Genomic DNA, 17,455 nt, shown 5'->3' on the forward strand with positions numbered 1-17,455 from the left:
TTATTCTCCTTTTAATAACGTTGCCATTTGTACGTTTAATGCTCGTTTAGCGGGTATGATTGTTGCAGTAAAGGCAACGAATAAAGATAAAATAAACGTAAGTGGGATAACAGGCAGGCGAAGATCTATATAAGATTTAAAGACCGCAAGCCCTAATAGTTGTGCCAGTAAATAGCCTATAATTAAACCTGTTAAAGTGGCAATACTACAAATAAACAGGATTTCGCAGCTAATTTGTAAGATAATGTCTTGTTTTTTTGCCCCTAAGGCTTTTTGTAGGGCAAATTCTTTACTGCGTTCGCTAATCATTGCAATTAATGTGGTATTGACACAAAGGCTAGCTAACACAAGGATCACTAAGCAGATTAACCCCATTAATCCTTTGATTTTATTTAAAATTTGTCCCTCTGCCACAGAAACTTTGCGGATTAAATGTACATCTAATTGGGGATATTGTTGTTGTAATTGTTGAGCAAATAATTCCGCTTGTCCTTGCTGATTATTGACACTCAATAAAGCATTATTTGCCAGTCCCTCTTTATCTAACCAATCTTGGGCAAAAGTGAGGTTTACAATAAGCATATTATCTGTTGCGTCCCCAGCTTCAACAATGGCTTTAATGTTGAATTGTTTTCTTTCTATTGCATTTTTTATTAGGGTTATTTTATCGCCTACTTTGACTTGTAAACGATTGGCAAGGCTCTTGCCAATCATTGCATTACGATCGTCAAAATTAACGCCGATAGGATTACCTTCAATCTGCCAATAAGGAGCAAGGTTTTTCATTTCTTCAAACCATACCCCCATAATGACAATTTTTTCTAATTCACTGCGAATAACGCCATAAAGATAGGGGCTAGCTGCATTAATTAAGCCTGTTGGCGCTTGCTGTAAAATATGATTAATTTGTTGTTCTGGTAATAAATTACCTTGTTTCGCAGCAATATAAAAGTTTGCCCCAAATGTGCGTAATTCTTGGCTCATTTTACGGTTGATGTCAAAGTAAATGGCTGCCATTGCGGTTACAATACTCGCCCCTACGGTTAGGGCAGTAAAAATAATAAAGACCCTTGATAGCCGTAAGCGTAATGATTGCAAAATAATACGCCAAAACATTGATGTTGGTTTAGCGACCATAAAGTACCTCTATTGGATATAAGCGTGCAATACGATGAGCAGGAAACCAAGTGCCGATAAGTGCAATAATCACGGAGAGCAACAGTACACAAGGGATTAAAATTAAAGCAAAACCTAAAGGCTCGCCAAACAGTTTTTGTCCAATTATTCCAGCCAATCCCCAACCAGCTAGACAACCTAATGTGCCGCCTATAATGCCATTAATGCTTGCTTCACAATAAAATAATAACGTAATTTGCCATTGATAAGCCCCCAAGGCTTTCATCAGACCAATTTCTTTACTCCGCTCCATAATGCTACTTCCCATTAACGAGGAGATGCCCATTGCTGCAGCAAGCAGTGCTGCAAGGGTAACCACAAAAAGTAATAGCTGGATTTTTTCAATAATAACTCCTTCAGAGGCGGCAACTTGCCAAATTGGGCGTACGACTGCCCCTGAAATTGCTTCTTCTAGTTGATGAGCAATGGAAGATACATAGGCTGTACAATACCAACGATCATATTCTTCAGCATCTAATCCCTCTATATTCGCTCGTGCTTTACGGGATAAATCATTTTCAGGAACGGTTAAAGCCGACACTTTAATTCCTTGAATTTTTCCTTCTAAGCCTGTTAAGTGCTGTAATGCTTGTAAAGGAAAAATAACTTGTTGTTCTTCGTTCCCCCCAGTGGTCAGTATGCCTTTTATGATAATTGGCATAAAGTGCGGTGAGTCTTGCGGATAATTTTTGTCAACATAAACCACATTAAGTTGTTGTCCTATGTGCCAGTCAAATTGTTGTGCTAATTTTGTCCCTAATAAGACGGGTATCCTTTGATCAAGGGGAATATGATGTGAGTCATCAACCCATTCCCCCTTAACTTGCCAATAAGGGCTAATGATTTTTTGTCCAGTATGGTAATTTTCTTCATCAGGAATGGTCAGATGATGATCAAAAAACGTGCCTAATGCCACAAGAGCTTGTCCGTTGATTTCAATGTTGGCTTGTAATAAAGGAGCAAATCCTACAATATTATTACGCCAGAATATGTCTTTAACATTGGCTAATTCTTTTTCATCTAATAAATCTTGGGTGGTTAGCGTTAAATGTCCTTCTATTTCAGGTAATATGGCATTGCTGGCAGGTTCAATTAGAATATTTGCTCCATAAGATTTAAGTTCTTTTGCCATTTTATCGCCAATATCAAGGGAAACAGCTAACAATGAAGAAATTAAGCCAGAGGCAAGAAAAAGGGTAATAATCGCAAGTAATTTGCGTTTTATACCGTATTTCCAAGACTGTCGTAGCATACGGATTAACATTATTGTTCCTCCAACGGAATAAATTTGCTTGGATTAGCTCGGAATTTTTCTAGGTTTTGCTCAGTGGCAAAGAAGTAGGTTTTACCCGCATAACTGTATTTAAATGGTGCTTTATTATTGGTAAGTTTGCTTTGATCAACAGGATCAATCACTTCTTGTTCCACTATTGTGGAAAAGAGCATGAGTCCTGTCTCAAGGCTAGTTTTAGGAATAATAACGCTTTGTTCTGTTTGCTGCCAATTTTCAATAGGTACAGGATTGCAACCGCCAGCCTTACCAATGGACGGGGTGAACATATATACGCCACAACCAATGCAGATCACTTGATTATCTTGCATAATATAGCCTTGGTCACCACATAATAAGCAAGCATCAAAAACAACTGCTAAGCTCAATTTATCGGCTAGACGATTAATAATAAAGAAACGTACGGTTTTTCCCTCATCAGAAATCCAAACAAAACGGTGTAATTTTCCGTCTTTCACTTGTTCTATGGGAATAGAAATTTGTTGATGTTCATTCAATGTTACTGTTTTTGCAGCAGATAATTTGGGCGGTTGCGAGGCAATATAATCCCAATATAATTGGCTGGTTAAGCTAATTAAGCTCGCCAATATACCGCTTATTATTAATGTTTTAATTTGTTCTAACTTCGCCTGTTTTTGTCGTTTGGTAATAATATCCCTTTCGGCAAGGGTAAATTTATAGCCTTGATAAAGGGTGCAATAGCTATAAATACTGATAAATAGGAGCAAGATTGAGGTAAAGTAATTACTCAATTGGATTAATTGGGTGCTTTGTGCGATAAAACTTAAACGTGCTTTCGTTAGCTCAATGATTTGCAGTTTTATAAGGTTGAGGGTTATTTCGCCGATAATTGGGGTAACAATAAAAGCCAATAATAAAATGAAACATAAATAGGGAATAAATCGAGTAAAAAGTGCGGTGGAATAGGGAAATGTTTTTAGTTGGCGTAAGCTAAGGTATAACCAACAACTTATCAATAGACAAATGATTATGGCGGCTAAAATAGCAAAAAGGTGTAAAATAAAATCAGTATTGATTACGTCTATTTGGCTGATAGCTGTAAAATTCGGATTGTTAAAACAAACTAACCAAGCAATACATAGCAATAATAAATGCCAAAGATAAGCAAGATAAGGATAGGATAGCCATTGCGTGATCAAAAAAACGCATAAAATCGCTAATATACTACTATTTATGCTAAATTTCGTTATTTGATCTTGCGGAAGATAATGTAACCCAAAGCTAATCACTATCGCTAACAAGGTTAATTTTACCAAGCTAGCAAGATTAACTTCCTTATATTTTGACCACATACAAGCTAATAATAAACTTATTGGCAGTATCGTTTGTAAGAAGTAATTGAAAAAATAGCTCATCGTCTTTTACATCAATAAATTAGATGATTATCGCAAAAGGGGAAAAAACTTTTCCCCTTGATAGTTTAGCAACATTGCAAGGCGATTAATTTAGCCCTGTATATTTAAATTCAAAATCAACATCAAAAGGTTTCCACCAACGACCAACACCTGTTTCACTATCCGTATGGCGGTGCATACCTGCTTTGGAAGGTGGCTCAATATGATAGGTTACTTTATAATTCCCTACGCCCATCATTTTAATATTTGCCCCATAATGTGGACCTCGCCAGCCACCATAGGCATAAAGGTACCTTGCTGGCTTTCGCCTGTATCGGTATTCACTAAGGTATAATTAATCGTCAGATAAGGAATCCATTCGCCTTCGCCAAAACCATTTTTATTGCCTTCAAGGGCATGAATATCCGCTTCTAAGTGAATATCAGATTTTGCCGCAGGCAAGCCCATACCACGAGGTTCCATATCAACAGGTTGTAAATATACCGCCGCAATTTCCATTTCATTAATGGTAACAGGTTCGCCAGCAGGATATTCTTTAAAAGCTAAAGCCGTGGGAGCAGTTAAAATGCTGGCAAGTAACGTGGTGGCTAACAGTGTTTTTTTCATCATTATAAAACTCCTTTTGAGTAGTTGATTTGAGGATTATTCAGCTTATATTTTTGCTTTGATATTTCATATATAACAAGGCAAAAATTGCCGCAAGAATAAGGAAAAATTGAGGTATTAAGGTTTCTAAATAAGGATAAATACCTAACCAACTGATTTCAGGCATACCCTGTAATAATGTAGGTTCAAATAATTTGCCTTCAATCAATTCCAATACGCTTTTGCCGGCAAAAACAAAAGCCATAAAGTACATAAAACCACCTGTGAAAATAAAAAATGGCTTTAATGGTAGTTTTATCACAGTATAACGCATAATAATGTAACAAATGATTAAGAGGATTATGCCTACAATAAAACCTGCCAATAAGTAGATATAGCTGAGCATATCATTCACATCAGCAATTAAAGCATAATAAAATAAAACGGTTTCAGCCCCCTCTCGATATACTGCAAGAAAGCTCGTAAACCATAAACCGATAAGTGAACCTGTGGTTAATGCGGTAGATAATTTACCCTCTAAATAGCGTTTCCAGTTTTTCGTCTCCACTTTAGACAATAACCAGTAACTCATACTAAATAACATAATTACCGCAATCATCATCGTAAAGCCTTCAAGTAATTCTCGGCTTGCACCTGCGTTATCAAACATAAAATGGAATAAAACAGCAGTAATTAGACTTGCGATTAACGCCACATAGACGGATTGACGAATAACCGTTAACTTATCCTGATGATGATTTTTAATTAAGTAGGTGGTAATGGCAGCTACAATTAATAAGGCTTCGAGCCCCTCACGCACAATAATAAGCAAGCTATATAAAAACATTGACCAATGGCTATCTTGCTTTGTTTGTAACATGGTTACGGCTTGTTCAAGTTCTTGCGCAAGGGTATTGGCTTGTTGTTGTAGTTTCTCACTATCAGCACCGTTTTTAATTAGTCCAACTAAACGGGTAAAATAGCCCTCAAGTTGTGCTTTAAAATGGCTATCTCTTGCCCCAATTTTATTTTCCATTCCGCTATTTTCAAATACATCAAAATAGCTGTCTTGAATGGCAAGCATTGCTTTTTTGCTTTCACCCTGTTGATAAAGGGCAATTGCTATTTGAATGTCATCAATAATTTGTTGACGAATTTGTTGCCAATCTTGTTCATTATTGTCGTCTGTATTATTTGAGTGATTTGCTAAAGACGGTTGCTGGGATTCTCTTGTTGTAGGCAAATCAGGAAGCTGTTCTTCAATATCTTGTAATAGCATAGTGATATGATAGCCAAATACAGCAATAGGTTCAGTTTGTTCAGTTAAACGAATTAATTGATTAAATTGCTGATTAATTGCTGATGAAGCACTGGCGGAACGATTTTGCCGAATAGCTATTTCCATTTCTGAGTTTTTATAGCCCTCAAATTGAGCTTGTTGTACCAATTTTTTTACTTGCTCAAATTGTTGTTGTTCATAAGCACTAACCGCTTGAGCTAACAAATCATCAATATGTCTAAAATTTTGTTGCCAATAGGGAAGAATATTTTCATTGTCATAAGCCCCATGTTGCCCCTCAGCGATAACTTTATGCCCTGTTTCTAAAGCGGGTAATACCATTTGTAAATCTTGTTTTAAATCAATGATCTTTTGCTGAATAAGTGAAATGGGTTGCTGTTGACTAATCATTTTACGAATTTCACCAAAGCGAGATTCCATTTGATAGCTTTTCTGAGCAGAAAAATTAATACGAATCGGCCCTTCTAAATTCTCAAAGACTTCAAAATAAGCCATTTGTACTTCCGTTCGTGCCTCATCAATTTTCTGCTGTTTATATAACGCCAAGGTATTATCTAAACGCGCTTCAATATCAACGATCAATGCAGAATAATGTTGATTTGCTTGAAGAGGTAAAGGGAATAAAAATAACAACAAATATATCCAGCATAAAGTACCCTGTTTATGCCAATAAACCACCATATTACCCTCCATGTAAAGTTACAAATAAAAGTAATAATTATTATCAATAGCTGAATTATGCGCTCTTTTTCGCCAAAATCAAGACAAATATTTACAAAATACTAAAAATAGTAGTGGTTGGATATGCTTTATAATGCTAAACAGCGCTAGCCTAGCCACTAAATTTATGGTGTAATAGCCGGAAAATTTTTACCAGAGGATACCCGATAAAAATGAGTTGGATTGAAAAAATTCTAAGTAAAACGTCTATTTCAAGCGGAAGAAAAGCCAATGTACCCGAGGGCGTATGGACAAAATGTACTGCCTGCGAACAGGTTTTATATCGTGATGAATTAAAACGTAATCTTGAGGTTTGCCCTAAATGCGGTCATCATATGCGGATTGATGCTAGAGAGCGTTTATTGGCTTTGTTGGATAAGGAAAGTGCGGTTGAAATTAGCACTGATCTTGAACCACAAGATATTTTGAAATTTAAAGATCTCAAAAAATATAAAGATCGTTTATCCGCCGCACAAAAACAAACAGGCGAAAAAGACGCATTAGTAACATTTCGTGGTACATTATATGGAATGCCTGTAATTGTTGCCGCCTCTAACTTTAGTTTTATGGGCGGTTCTATGGGGTCAGTAGTCGGGGCAAAATTTGTTAAGGCAGCCGAACAAGCCATAGAACAACATTGTCCTTTTATTTGTTTTTCTGCCAGCGGTGGTGCGCGTATGCAAGAGGCATTATTTTCCTTAATGCAAATGGCAAAAACCAGTGCAGTATTGGCAAAAATGCGAGAAAAAGGGGTACCTTTTATTTCTGTTTTGACCGATCCTACTTTAGGGGGAGTATCTGCCAGTTTTGCTATGTTAGGGGATTTAAATATTGCCGAACCTAAAGCATTAATTGGCTTTGCTGGTCCTCGTGTAATTGAACAAACAGTGCGTGAAAAATTACCAGAAGGTTTTCAACGCAGTGAGTTTTTATTAGAAAAAGGGGCAATTGATATGATTGTGGAACGGGCTAAAATGCGTGAAACCTTAGCCAGTATTCTAAGCAAACTAACCCATCAACCTTCGCCTTTTGTTGAACCTGAATTGGTAGAAATGAAAGCGGAAAAATAAACTGAAAACGCACCGCACTTTGATCTAAAATAAATATAACAGGCTATAAATAACATAAAGGCGGAATATTCCGCCTTTTAGTTTATTTACGCTTTATTATAATGCCGAAACATTGACGGTTGAACCGCCTACGATACGTACTCGGCGACCGACAGTTAGGGTTGGATCTTGTTTTTGTACAACCACAATTTCTTGTCCATTATCTTTTTTAATTGTTAGCTCAAGTGCATTAACCTGTGAGGCTTTTTCTTCCACTGTACTACCAATCACAGCCCCAGCAATAGCACCTACGGCTGTTGCGATTGCTTGTCCTGTTCCGCCACCAATAGAAGAACCAGCGATTCCACCTAATACACCGCCGCCCACTGTACCGATAACCCCTTGATTATCCGCTTGAATTTTCACAGGGCGTACACTCACGATAGTGCCGTAACTAATTGAGCGGACTTCTTTCGCTTGATTACCTTCATAAACGCTGCCGCTATAAATATCCGTATTAGCACAACCCACAAGGCTTACTGATGTAAGTACCGCTAATGCCAATGTCATTTTTTTCATAATTACACCTCAATAATTTGTTTAATATGATAAGGATGAACCTTAATACAGCAATGATTATCCGTTTTATCCTTTAAACTTACTGCAATAGAGGGATTAGCTAAACGCTCCCCTTCAACTTTAGGCTCAGAGATTTTGACCATCAAATGTGGAGATTGGTTCAATAAAAATTGTTTTTCTACTCGCATTAGCCATTCATTCAATGATTCGTTAGCTAAAAAAGGCAAAACAATCTCAATATGCTCCCAACCTTGTTGCGGATATTGTTTATCTTTAGGATAAGGCAATTCAATTATGCTAACTTTTTGCTGCATAAATAGCAATGGTTCAAACAAGTCAAACAGAAAAATAGGACGCCCATTCACTAAATTTTGGCTTAAAATCCTACCGCACTTGGTCAAAAGATGTTGCCAATCTTGTGCTTGTGCCAAATTATTGACACGTACCGCAAGATGATCAATTTCATAGTGATGTAAGGGGATATGAACTTGTTGAGCCAAGCGATAAATTTTTTGCTCAAATTGTTGAAATTCCGCCAGTAAAAGGGGATTTTGTTTAAATAAAAGATGATTTTGCGTTAAATTTTGCATTTTTTATGCTGTTCTCTTTTCTGTGGCTTTAATCCTTAGTATTATAACCGCCATTTTATGATGTTTAATCAAATTAACAAAGGTATTGTTGTGAATATTCAAGCCATTTTATCTGAAAAAATTACTCAAGCGATGATTAAGGCTGGAGCAGATCAATCTGCTGATGCTTTAGTTCGTCAATCCTCAAAACCTCAATTTGGCGATTATCAAGCTAATGGCATTATGGCAGCAGCAAAAAAATTAGGCAAAAACCCTCGAGAGTTTGCGGAACAAGTTTTGCAACAACTTGATTTATCGGATATTGCTGAAAAATTAGAAATTGCAGGTCCGGGCTTTATTAATATTTTCTTAGCCAATACTTGGCTCGCTAATCAAGCACAACAAGCATTAAGCCAAGCGCATTTAGGCATTAGTAGTGAACAAAAACAAATCATTGTGGTGGATTATTCTTCGCCTAATGTGGCAAAAGAAATGCATGTTGGGCATTTACGTTCAACCATTATTGGCGATTCCGTTGTGCGAGTCTTAGAATTTTTAGGGCATCATGTTATCCGAGCTAACCATGTGGGCGATTGGGGAACGCAATTTGGTATGTTGATTGCTTATTTAGAGAAAATGGAAAATGAGCAAGCCTCTGCCATGGAGTTAAGTGATTTAGAGGCATTCTATCGTGAAGCCAAAAAACATTATGATGAAGATGCACAATTTGCCGAGAAATCACGTCAATATGTGGTAAAACTGCAAAGTGGCGATGAATATTGTCGCACTATGTGGCGTAAATTGGTGGATATTACTATGCAGCAAAACCAACATAACTACGATCGTTTAAACGTTACCTTAACCAATAAAGATGTGATGGGCGAAAGCCTATATAATCCGATGCTACCTGCTATTGTGGCGGATTTAAAACAACAAGGTTTGGCGGTTGAAGATGATGGGGCTTGGGTTGTTTATCTTGATGAATTTAAAAATAAAGATGGCGAGCCTATGGGGGTAATTGTTCAGAAAAAAGATGGTGGTTTTCTTTACACTACTACCGATATTGCCGCCGCTAAATACCGTTATGAAACTTTAAAAGCCGATCGTGCTTTGGTATTTTCAGATACAAGACAAAGCCAACACATGCAACAGGCTTGGTTAATTACCCGTAAAGCAGGTTATGTTCCTGACAGCTTTAGCCTTGAACATAAAAATTTTGGTATGATGCTCGGCAAAGACGGTAAGCCCTTTAAAACTCGTACAGGCGGGACAGTGAAATTAGCGGACTTACTTGATGAAGCCATAGAACGTGCCACCGTCTTAATTAATGAAAAAGCAGCTCATTTATCTGCCCAAGAAAAACAAGCGGTGATTGAGGCGGTTGCCATTGGTGCGGTGAAATATGCCGATCTTTCCAAAAATCGTACCACTGATTATGTGTTTGATTGGGATAATATGCTCAGTTTTGAGGGCAATACCGCCCCTTATATGCAATATGCCTATACCCGTATTCGTTCTATTTTTAATCGTAGCCAAGTTTCAGAACAAGCCTTACAGCAAGCGAACCTTGTACTTAATGATGAGAAGGAACATGTGTTAGCATTAAAATTATTGCAATTTGAAGAAGCGGTGCAAATTGTAGGCAAAGAGGGATCTCCACATATTTTATGTGCTTATTTATATGAATTAGCAGGTATCTTTTCTTCATTCTATGAGCATTGTCCGATTTTAAACAATCCTGATGAAACAATTAAGTTAAGTCGGCTAAAACTGGCAGCATTAACAGAAAAAACCTTAAAATTAGGTTTAGATTTATTGGGCATTAAAACCGTAGAAAAGATGTAGTCTGTTAAAAAAAGCACGCTATAAATCGTCCCACTTTAAAATAAGACAGCGTTGGCACGTCTTATCTTGTTTTAAATTGAAACGACTATAAAGGCGTGCTTTTAAATTAATTGGCAAAAATTTATCTCGCTCCTATTGAAATAACGGTATAATGCCCCATATTTTTTCAACACATAGCTAGTAAATAAAAATTATGGGCAGAAAACGTTCCGCAAGTTCTAGCCGTTGGCTAAATGAACATTTTAAAGATCCTTTTGTACAAAAAGCACATAAGCAAAAATTACGCTCTCGAGCCTATTTTAAACTTGATGAGATCCAGCAAACTGACCGCTTATTCAAGCCGGGTATGACCGTAGTGGATTTAGGGGCTGCACCCGGTGGTTGGTCGCAATATGTGGTTACTCAAATTGGCACAAAAGGAAGAGTTATCGCCTGTGATATTTTAGAAATGGATCCCATTGTTGGTGTGGATTTCTTACAAGGGGATTTTCGTGATGAAAATGTCCTAAATGCTCTACTAGAACGTGTTGGCGAAGAAAAAGTTGATGTGGTAATGTCGGATATGGCACCTAATTTTAGTGGTATGCCTGCGGTAGATATTCCTCGAGCAATGTATCTGGTGGAACTGGCATTAGATATGTGTCGCCAAGTATTAGCCCCCAAAGGCAGTTTTGTGGTAAAAGTCTTTCAAGGGGAAGGTTTTGATCAATATTTGAAAGAAATCCGCTCTTTGTTTAGCAACGTAAAAGTGCGTAAACCAGAAGCCTCTCGTGGTCGTTCTCGAGAGGTATATATTGTGGCAACAGGTTATAAATTATAGTAACCTATGTTTATACAACCATCTTGATTAACTAAAACCAATAAATGAGGTCAACCTTGAACGATATTGTAAAAAATTTAATTCTCTGGACCGTTGTGGCAGTGGTATTAATTACCGCATATCAGGGTTTTAACTCCAATGCTAATGGAGGGAACATTGATTATACAACCTTCGTTTCAGATGTGGGCAATAACCAAGTGAAAGAGGCTCGTTTTAACGATAATGAAATTTTTGTTACCAAAACAGACGGTAGCAAATATATGACGGTAATGCCTTTACTTGACGAAAATATTTTAAATGATCTTTTAAACAAAAAAGTCAAAGTAGAAGGTACGCCACCAGAAAGAAGAGGTTTATTATCACAAATCTTTATTTCTTGGTTTCCTATGCTGTTATTAATTGGAGTTTGGTTATTTTTTATGCGTCAAATGCAAGGCGGTGGCGGTAAAGCCATGAGCTTTGGGAAAAGTCGTGCAAGAATGATGACCAAAGAGCAAATAAAAACCACTTTTGCCGATGTGGCAGGCTGTGATGAAGCCAAAGAAGAAGTGAGTGAAATTGTAGATTTCTTACGTGATCCAGGTAAATTCCAAAAATTAGGCGGTAAAATTCCTAAAGGTATTTTAATGGTCGGCCCACCGGGAACAGGTAAAACCTTAATTGCTAAAGCCATTGCTGGCGAGGCAAAAGTTCCATTTTTTACGATTTCTGGTTCTGACTTTGTGGAAATGTTTGTGGGTGTTGGTGCTTCTCGTGTGCGTGATATGTTTGAGCAAGCGAAGAAAAATGCTCCTTGTTTGATTTTTATTGATGAAATTGATGCGGTAGGTCGTCAACGTGGTGCTGGGCTTGGTGGCGGACATGATGAACGTGAACAAACCCTAAACCAAATGTTGGTGGAAATGGATGGTTTTGAAGGTAAAGAAGGCGTTATCGTTATTGCCGCCACTAACCGACCAGATGTATTAGATCCTGCATTAACACGTCCGGGACGTTTTGACCGTCAAGTGGTAGTGGGATTGCCTGATGTACGTGGACGTGAACAAATCTTGCGTGTACATATGCGTAAAGTGCCGATTGATCCTGCGGTTGATCCAATGGTGCTTGCACGTGGTACACCGGGTTATTCTGGTGCTGATTTAGCGAATTTAGTTAATGAAGCTGCCCTTTTTGCCGCTCGCACGAACAAAAAAGTGGTTTCCATGCTTGAATTTGAAAAAGCAAAAGACAAGATCAATATGGGACCTGAACGCCGTACAATGATGATGACAGAGCAACAAAAAGAATCTACGGCTTATCATGAAGCAGGTCATGCCATTGTAGGCTATCTTGTACCTGAACATGATCCTGTGCATAAAGTAACTATTATCCCTCGTGGACGTGCTTTAGGGGTAACTTTCTTCTTACCTGAGGGCGATCAAGTGAGTATGAGCCAAAAACAATTAGAAAGTAAACTTTCTACCCTCTATGCGGGACGTTTATCCGAAGAATTGATTTATGGCGAAGAAAATATTTCTACTGGAGCATCTAACGATATAAAAGTTGCCACCAATATTGCTCGCAATATGGTTACTCAATGGGGTTTTTCCGACAAATTAGGACCTATTCTTTATTCAGAAGATGAAGGCGAAGTGTTCCTTGGGCGTTCAATGGCAAAAGCCAAACATATGTCTGATGAAACTGCCCATACCATTGATGAAGAAGTGCGCAAAATTGTTACCAGAAATTATGAGCGTGCAAGACAGCTATTAGTGGATAATATGGACATATTGCATGCGATGAAAGATGCGTTGATGAAATATGAAACCATTGAAGAGGAACAAATTGAACAGTTAATGAACCGTCAAGCGGTTACCCCACCGCCGGGTTGGGAAGAGCCAAAAACACAAAATCAAGCTGAAAATTCTGAAAATGCTAAGGCAAATAGCACAGAGACTGAAGCTGAAAACAACAATGATAATCATCAATAAAGCCTAAACAAAAAAGCCTTTTAGATTATAGTCGTTTCAATTTAAAATGAGACAAGGCGGTATGCCGAAGACAGTACAAGTAGTACGGCGAGGCGTACCAACGCTGTATCATTTTAAAGTGGGACGACTATAAAAGGCTTTTTTATTTCCCTATGCTCTTGTAGTATAATCGCCCCATTAAATCAGATAACGCAACAATTATGATACTACAAGCAAGAGAAAAAACCTTAGATCTCGCTACCCCCAAAATTATGGGCATACTCAATTTTACCCCTGATTCATTTTCGGACAGCGGGCAATTTTTTCAGCTTGATAAAGCCCTTTATCACGCCGAAAAAATGCTCAACGCTGGGGCAAGTATTATTGATATTGGTGGAGAATCAACACGCCCAATGGCTGAAGAAGTTAGCTTAGAACAAGAGCTTGAGCGTGTTATTCCTTTGGTTGAAGCTATTCATCAGCGTTTTGATTGTTGGATCTCGGTGGATAGTTCAAAAGCGGAAGTGATACGACAAGCTTCCGAAGTAGGTATGGATATGATCAATGATATTCGTGCCTTAAGCGAACCCAATGCGCTACACACAGCCGCTCAACTAAACTTACCCGTTTGCATTATGCATATGCAAGGACAACCTCGCACCATGCAAACCGCTCCACAATATAATGATGTGGTCAAAGAAGTGCGGTCATTTTTACAACAAAAAATTGAACAATGTTGCCAAGCAGGCATTGCTCCTCAACATATCCTGATTGATCCGGGTTTTGGTTTTGGTAAAAGTGTACAACATAATTACCAATTATTAGCCCATTTAACAGAATTTTCCGCCTTAGGCTTTCCTGTTTTAGCGGGGTTATCACGCAAATCCATGCTAGGAGCAATATTAGATAAGCCCGTTGAGCAACGGATTATCGCTAGTGTCGCTGGAGCATTAATTGCCGCCCAAAATGGGGCAAAAATTCTGCGAGTACATGATGTAGCAGAAACCGCTGATGCCTTAAAAATTTGGCAAGCAACTCAAGATTATCAATAGTCTAATTTTTATAAGGAAAAATAATGAAAGAACGTAAATATTTTGGTACTGACGGTATTCGTGGCAAGGTGGGCAACGCCCCAATAACTCCTGATTTTGTCCTAAAATTAGGCTGGGCGGCTGGTAAAGTATTGGCAACCCAAGGTTCAGGTCAGGTATTAATCGGCAAAGATACCCGTATTTCTGGCTATATGTTGGAATCTGCCCTAGAAGCAGGCTTAGCTGCTGCTGGCTTATCCGCTGCTTTTGTCGGTCCAATGCCAACCCCTGCCATTGCTTATCTTACTCGCACTTTTCGAGCAGAAGCTGGCATTGTGATTTCCGCCTCACATAACCCTTATTATGATAATGGTATCAAGTTTTTTTCTACCCAAGGCACTAAATTACCTGATGAATTAGAATCTGCCATTGAGGCAATGTTAGAACAGCCTATGGACTGTGTGGACTCCGCTCAATTAGGGCGAGCAAGCCGAATTAATGATGCGGCAGGACGCTATATTGAGTTTTGCAAAAGCACTTTCCCTGCTCACCTCAGTTTAGAGGGCTATAAAATTGTGGTAGATTGTGCCAATGGGGCGACTTACCATATTGCCCCCAATGTGATGCGAGAACTTGGAGCAGAAGTCATTGAATTAGGCACAGCACCTAATGGTATGAATATTAATGAGAAATGTGGCGCAACGGATATTCAGGCATTACAACAAAAAGTCCTTGAATGTAAAGCTGATGTGGGTGTTGCTTATGACGGCGATGGCGATCGCATTATTATGGTAGATCATAAAGGTAACAAAGTAGATGGCGACCAAATTTTATTTATTATTGCTCGTGAAACCTTGCGAGCTGGCAAATTACAAGGTGGCGTAGTAGGAACATTAATGAGTAATATGCGTTTAGAACTCGCCCTAAAAGAACTTGCTATACCTTTTATTCGTGCCAAAGTGGGCGATCGCTATGTATTAGAAAAAATGCAAGAACAAGGTTGGGGACTTGGTGGCGAAAATTCTGGGCATATTATCATTGCTGATAAAAATACCACAGGCGATGGTATCATTGCTTCCCTTGCGGTATTGCAAGCGATGGTAGAACAAAAGTTATCCTTACACGAACTGACCCAAGCTATTCAATTATTTCCGCAAGTGCTAATCAATGTGCGTTTTAATGGCGAGCATAACCCGTTGGAACAGGAACAAGTCAAACAGATCAGCCAACAAATGGAACAACGCTTAGCCAATACAGGACGTATTTTACTACGCAAATCAGGTACTGAGCCTTTAATTCGTGTGATGGTAGAATGTGAAAATGCCGATTTAGCACAAGACTGTGCCGAACAAATCGCCCAAGCGGTTAAAGCCTGTTGCTAATGAATTCAACATAAAAAGTGCGGTGCAAAATAAAAAAATTTTTTGATTTAACACCGCACTTTATTAGTGCCTCTCCGCCATTTTCGGCGAAATATCATAAAAAAATATCTCAATGTGAACATTTTACTTATTTTTTTGTCTTATATATTGCGAATTTAATCATGGCGTCTTTGCCATATTCTATAGTCGTTCCACTTTAAAATGATACAGTGTTGGTACGCCTCGCCGTACTACTTGTACTGTCTTCGGCGTACCGCCTTGTCTCATTTTAAATTTAAACGACTATATTTTAATCATTTAGGAAAAAAATATGAAAAAAACACATTTAGTATTAAGTAGTATTGCATTAGGACTTAGCGTTATCGCAACCCCAATTATCGGTCAAGCTAGTATTCCTGTTCCTGTGTTAGGACAATTAGGGCAAACAACCCCAACCCTTGCCCCTATGCTAGAACAAGTGTTACCTGCGGTAGTTTCCATTTCCGTTGAAGGGCAACAAAAATCAGATGCTCGCAGTAATATCCCAGAAGAATTTCGTTTTTTCTTTGGTGATCAATTTGGCGACCGCTCTCCACGCCAATTTAAAGGCTTAGGTTCAGGCGTAATCATTGATGCGGACAAAGGTTATATTATTACCAATAACCATGTGATTGATGGTGCGGATAAAATTACCGTAAAACTACAAGACGGACGTGAATTCAAAGCCAAAGTCATAGGTACTGACAATATGTCTGATGTGGCATTGATCCAAGTGGAAAATCCAAGCAATCTTACCGCAATAAAATTTGCCGATTCCGATCAGCTTAAAGTGGGCGATTTTACTGTTGCTATCGGTAACCCATTCGGTTTAGGGCAAACTGTAACCTCAGGGATTGTTTCCGCCTTAGGACGTTCAACCGGAATGGATTCTTCAGCCTATGAAAACTATATTCAAACGGACGCCGCAGTAAATCGTGGTAACTCAGGTGGTCCACTAATCAATTTAAAAGGGGAATTAATCGGTATTAATACTGCTATTATCTCGCCAAGTGGCGGCAATGCGGGCATTGCTTTTGCCATTCCAAGTAATATGGCGAACAGTTTAGTACAACAAATTATTGAGTTTGGTGAAGTACGCCGTGGTATGCTTGGTATTAAAGGTGGCGAACTTAATGCCGATTTAGCAGAAGCCTTTAATGTTACCGCTAAACAAGGCGCATTTGTCAGCGAAGTCATGAGTGGTTCTGCTGCCGATAAAGCTGGCATCAAAGCAGGCGATGTCATTATTGGCTTTAATGGGCAACGTATCGGTAGTTTTGCAGAATTAAGAGCCAAAGTGGCAACCTCTGGAGCAGGTAAAGAAATTCGCTTAACTTACCTACGTGATGGCAAAGAAAACGAAGTAAAAGTCGTTCTACAATCTGATGACCAAAATCAAGCCTCTGCCACCAGCATTATTCCTGCCTTAGAAGGTGCAGAATTAAGCAACTATAATAGTAAAGGCATTAAAGGGGTGGAAATTAGCAAAGTCGCTAGTGGCTCAATGGCTGAACGTCGTGGCTTACGGGCAGGCGATGTGATTGTAGGAATTAACCGTAATCCAGTGGAGAATATCGGACAATTCCGCAAAATCCTTGATAGCAAACCTTCTGCTATTGCTTTAAATATCTTGCGTGACGGTGCTAACTTTTATTTATTAGTACAATAATCTCTAACACCGCTCAAGGGCATTTGCCTAGCTTGAGCGGTTAATCTCTTTATTCTTTTCTTTAATATAATCGTTTCAATTTAAAATAAAACTTGA

General features: G+C 38.5%; 13 protein-coding genes and 1 pseudogene. 7 read left to right on the plus strand and 7 right to left on the minus strand.

What is annotated here, in order from left to right; genetic code table 11:
* The 5 genes and pseudogenes from A6A20_RS03235 to A6A20_RS03255 all read right to left on the minus strand — a co-directional run bounded on the left by A6A20_RS03235 (position 1) and on the right by A6A20_RS03255 (position 6,409).
* Positions 1–1,137, minus strand: a complete 1,137-nt coding sequence (locus tag A6A20_RS03235; RefSeq protein WP_279572124.1) for an ABC transporter permease — start codon at positions 1,135–1,137, stop codon at positions 1–3.
* Positions 1,127–2,440, minus strand: a complete 1,314-nt coding sequence (locus A6A20_RS03240) for an ABC transporter permease (RefSeq protein ID WP_279572125.1) — start codon at positions 2,438–2,440, stop codon at positions 1,127–1,129. The genes A6A20_RS03235 and A6A20_RS03240 overlap by 11 nt, the downstream gene beginning before the upstream one ends.
* The gene (locus tag A6A20_RS03245; protein ID WP_424585408.1) at positions 2,440–3,843 is read right to left on the minus strand and encodes a Fe-S-containing protein; all 1,404 of its coding nucleotides are present in this window, start codon (positions 3,841–3,843) and stop codon (positions 2,440–2,442) included. Before A6A20_RS03245 ends, A6A20_RS03240 begins: the two co-directional genes overlap by 1 nt.
* 85 nt (positions 3,844–3,928) lie before the next feature.
* Positions 3,929–4,449 (minus strand): annotated as a pseudogene (locus A6A20_RS03250) (iron transporter).
* Between the two features lie 40 nt (positions 4,450–4,489).
* On the minus strand, positions 4,490–6,409 hold the full coding sequence (locus A6A20_RS03255) for an FTR1 family protein (protein WP_279572127.1): 1,920 nt from the start codon (positions 6,407–6,409) through the stop codon (positions 4,490–4,492).
* 212 nt (positions 6,410–6,621) lie between these two features.
* On the opposite strand from A6A20_RS03255, the gene accD reads away from it, so the two are divergent.
* Positions 6,622–7,518: an acetyl-CoA carboxylase, carboxyltransferase subunit beta gene (gene accD / locus A6A20_RS03260; RefSeq protein WP_279572128.1), complete on the plus strand. Its 897-nt coding sequence runs from the start codon at positions 6,622–6,624 to the stop codon at positions 7,516–7,518.
* A gap of 96 nt (positions 7,519–7,614) precedes the next feature.
* Here the strand turns inward: accD and A6A20_RS03265 are convergent, their stop codons facing one another.
* Together A6A20_RS03265 and A6A20_RS03270 are read right to left on the minus strand one after the other, a co-directional pair.
* Complete coding sequence (locus A6A20_RS03265) at positions 7,615–8,076, minus strand: outer membrane lipoprotein (RefSeq protein WP_279572129.1); 462 nt, start codon at positions 8,074–8,076, stop codon at positions 7,615–7,617.
* A 2-nt stretch (positions 8,077–8,078) separates the two neighbouring features.
* On the minus strand, positions 8,079–8,666 hold the full coding sequence (locus A6A20_RS03270; RefSeq protein ID WP_279572130.1) for a VOC family protein: 588 nt from the start codon (positions 8,664–8,666) through the stop codon (positions 8,079–8,081).
* A 90-nt stretch (positions 8,667–8,756) separates the two neighbouring features.
* Between A6A20_RS03270 and argS the strand changes: the two genes are divergently transcribed.
* From argS to A6A20_RS03300, 6 genes are all read left to right on the plus strand, one after another.
* On the plus strand, positions 8,757–10,490 hold the full coding sequence (argS, locus tag A6A20_RS03275; RefSeq protein ID WP_279573727.1) for an arginine--tRNA ligase: 1,734 nt from the start codon (positions 8,757–8,759) through the stop codon (positions 10,488–10,490).
* A gap of 193 nt (positions 10,491–10,683) precedes the next feature.
* The gene (rlmE, locus tag A6A20_RS03280; RefSeq protein WP_279572131.1) at positions 10,684–11,310 is read left to right on the plus strand and encodes a 23S rRNA (uridine(2552)-2'-O)-methyltransferase RlmE; all 627 of its coding nucleotides are present in this window, start codon (positions 10,684–10,686) and stop codon (positions 11,308–11,310) included.
* Between the two features lie 65 nt (positions 11,311–11,375).
* Positions 11,376–13,280, plus strand: a complete 1,905-nt coding sequence (gene ftsH / locus A6A20_RS03285) for an ATP-dependent zinc metalloprotease FtsH (protein WP_279573728.1) — start codon at positions 11,376–11,378, stop codon at positions 13,278–13,280.
* A gap of 200 nt (positions 13,281–13,480) precedes the next feature.
* Positions 13,481–14,311, plus strand: a complete 831-nt coding sequence (gene folP / locus A6A20_RS03290) for a dihydropteroate synthase (protein ID WP_279572132.1) — start codon at positions 13,481–13,483, stop codon at positions 14,309–14,311.
* 23 nt (positions 14,312–14,334) lie between these two features.
* A complete protein-coding gene (glmM, locus tag A6A20_RS03295) occupies positions 14,335–15,672 on the plus strand; it encodes a phosphoglucosamine mutase (RefSeq protein WP_279572133.1) in 1,338 nt (445 codons plus the stop codon).
* A 310-nt stretch (positions 15,673–15,982) separates the two neighbouring features.
* On the plus strand, positions 15,983–17,359 hold the full coding sequence (locus tag A6A20_RS03300; RefSeq protein WP_279572134.1) for a DegQ family serine endoprotease: 1,377 nt from the start codon (positions 15,983–15,985) through the stop codon (positions 17,357–17,359).
* Positions 17,360–17,455 lie beyond the last annotated feature (96 nt).

This window comes from Volucribacter amazonae (assembly GCF_029783845.1).
In the GTDB taxonomy this organism is placed as follows: Bacteria; Pseudomonadota; Gammaproteobacteria; order Enterobacterales; family Pasteurellaceae; genus Volucribacter; species Volucribacter amazonae.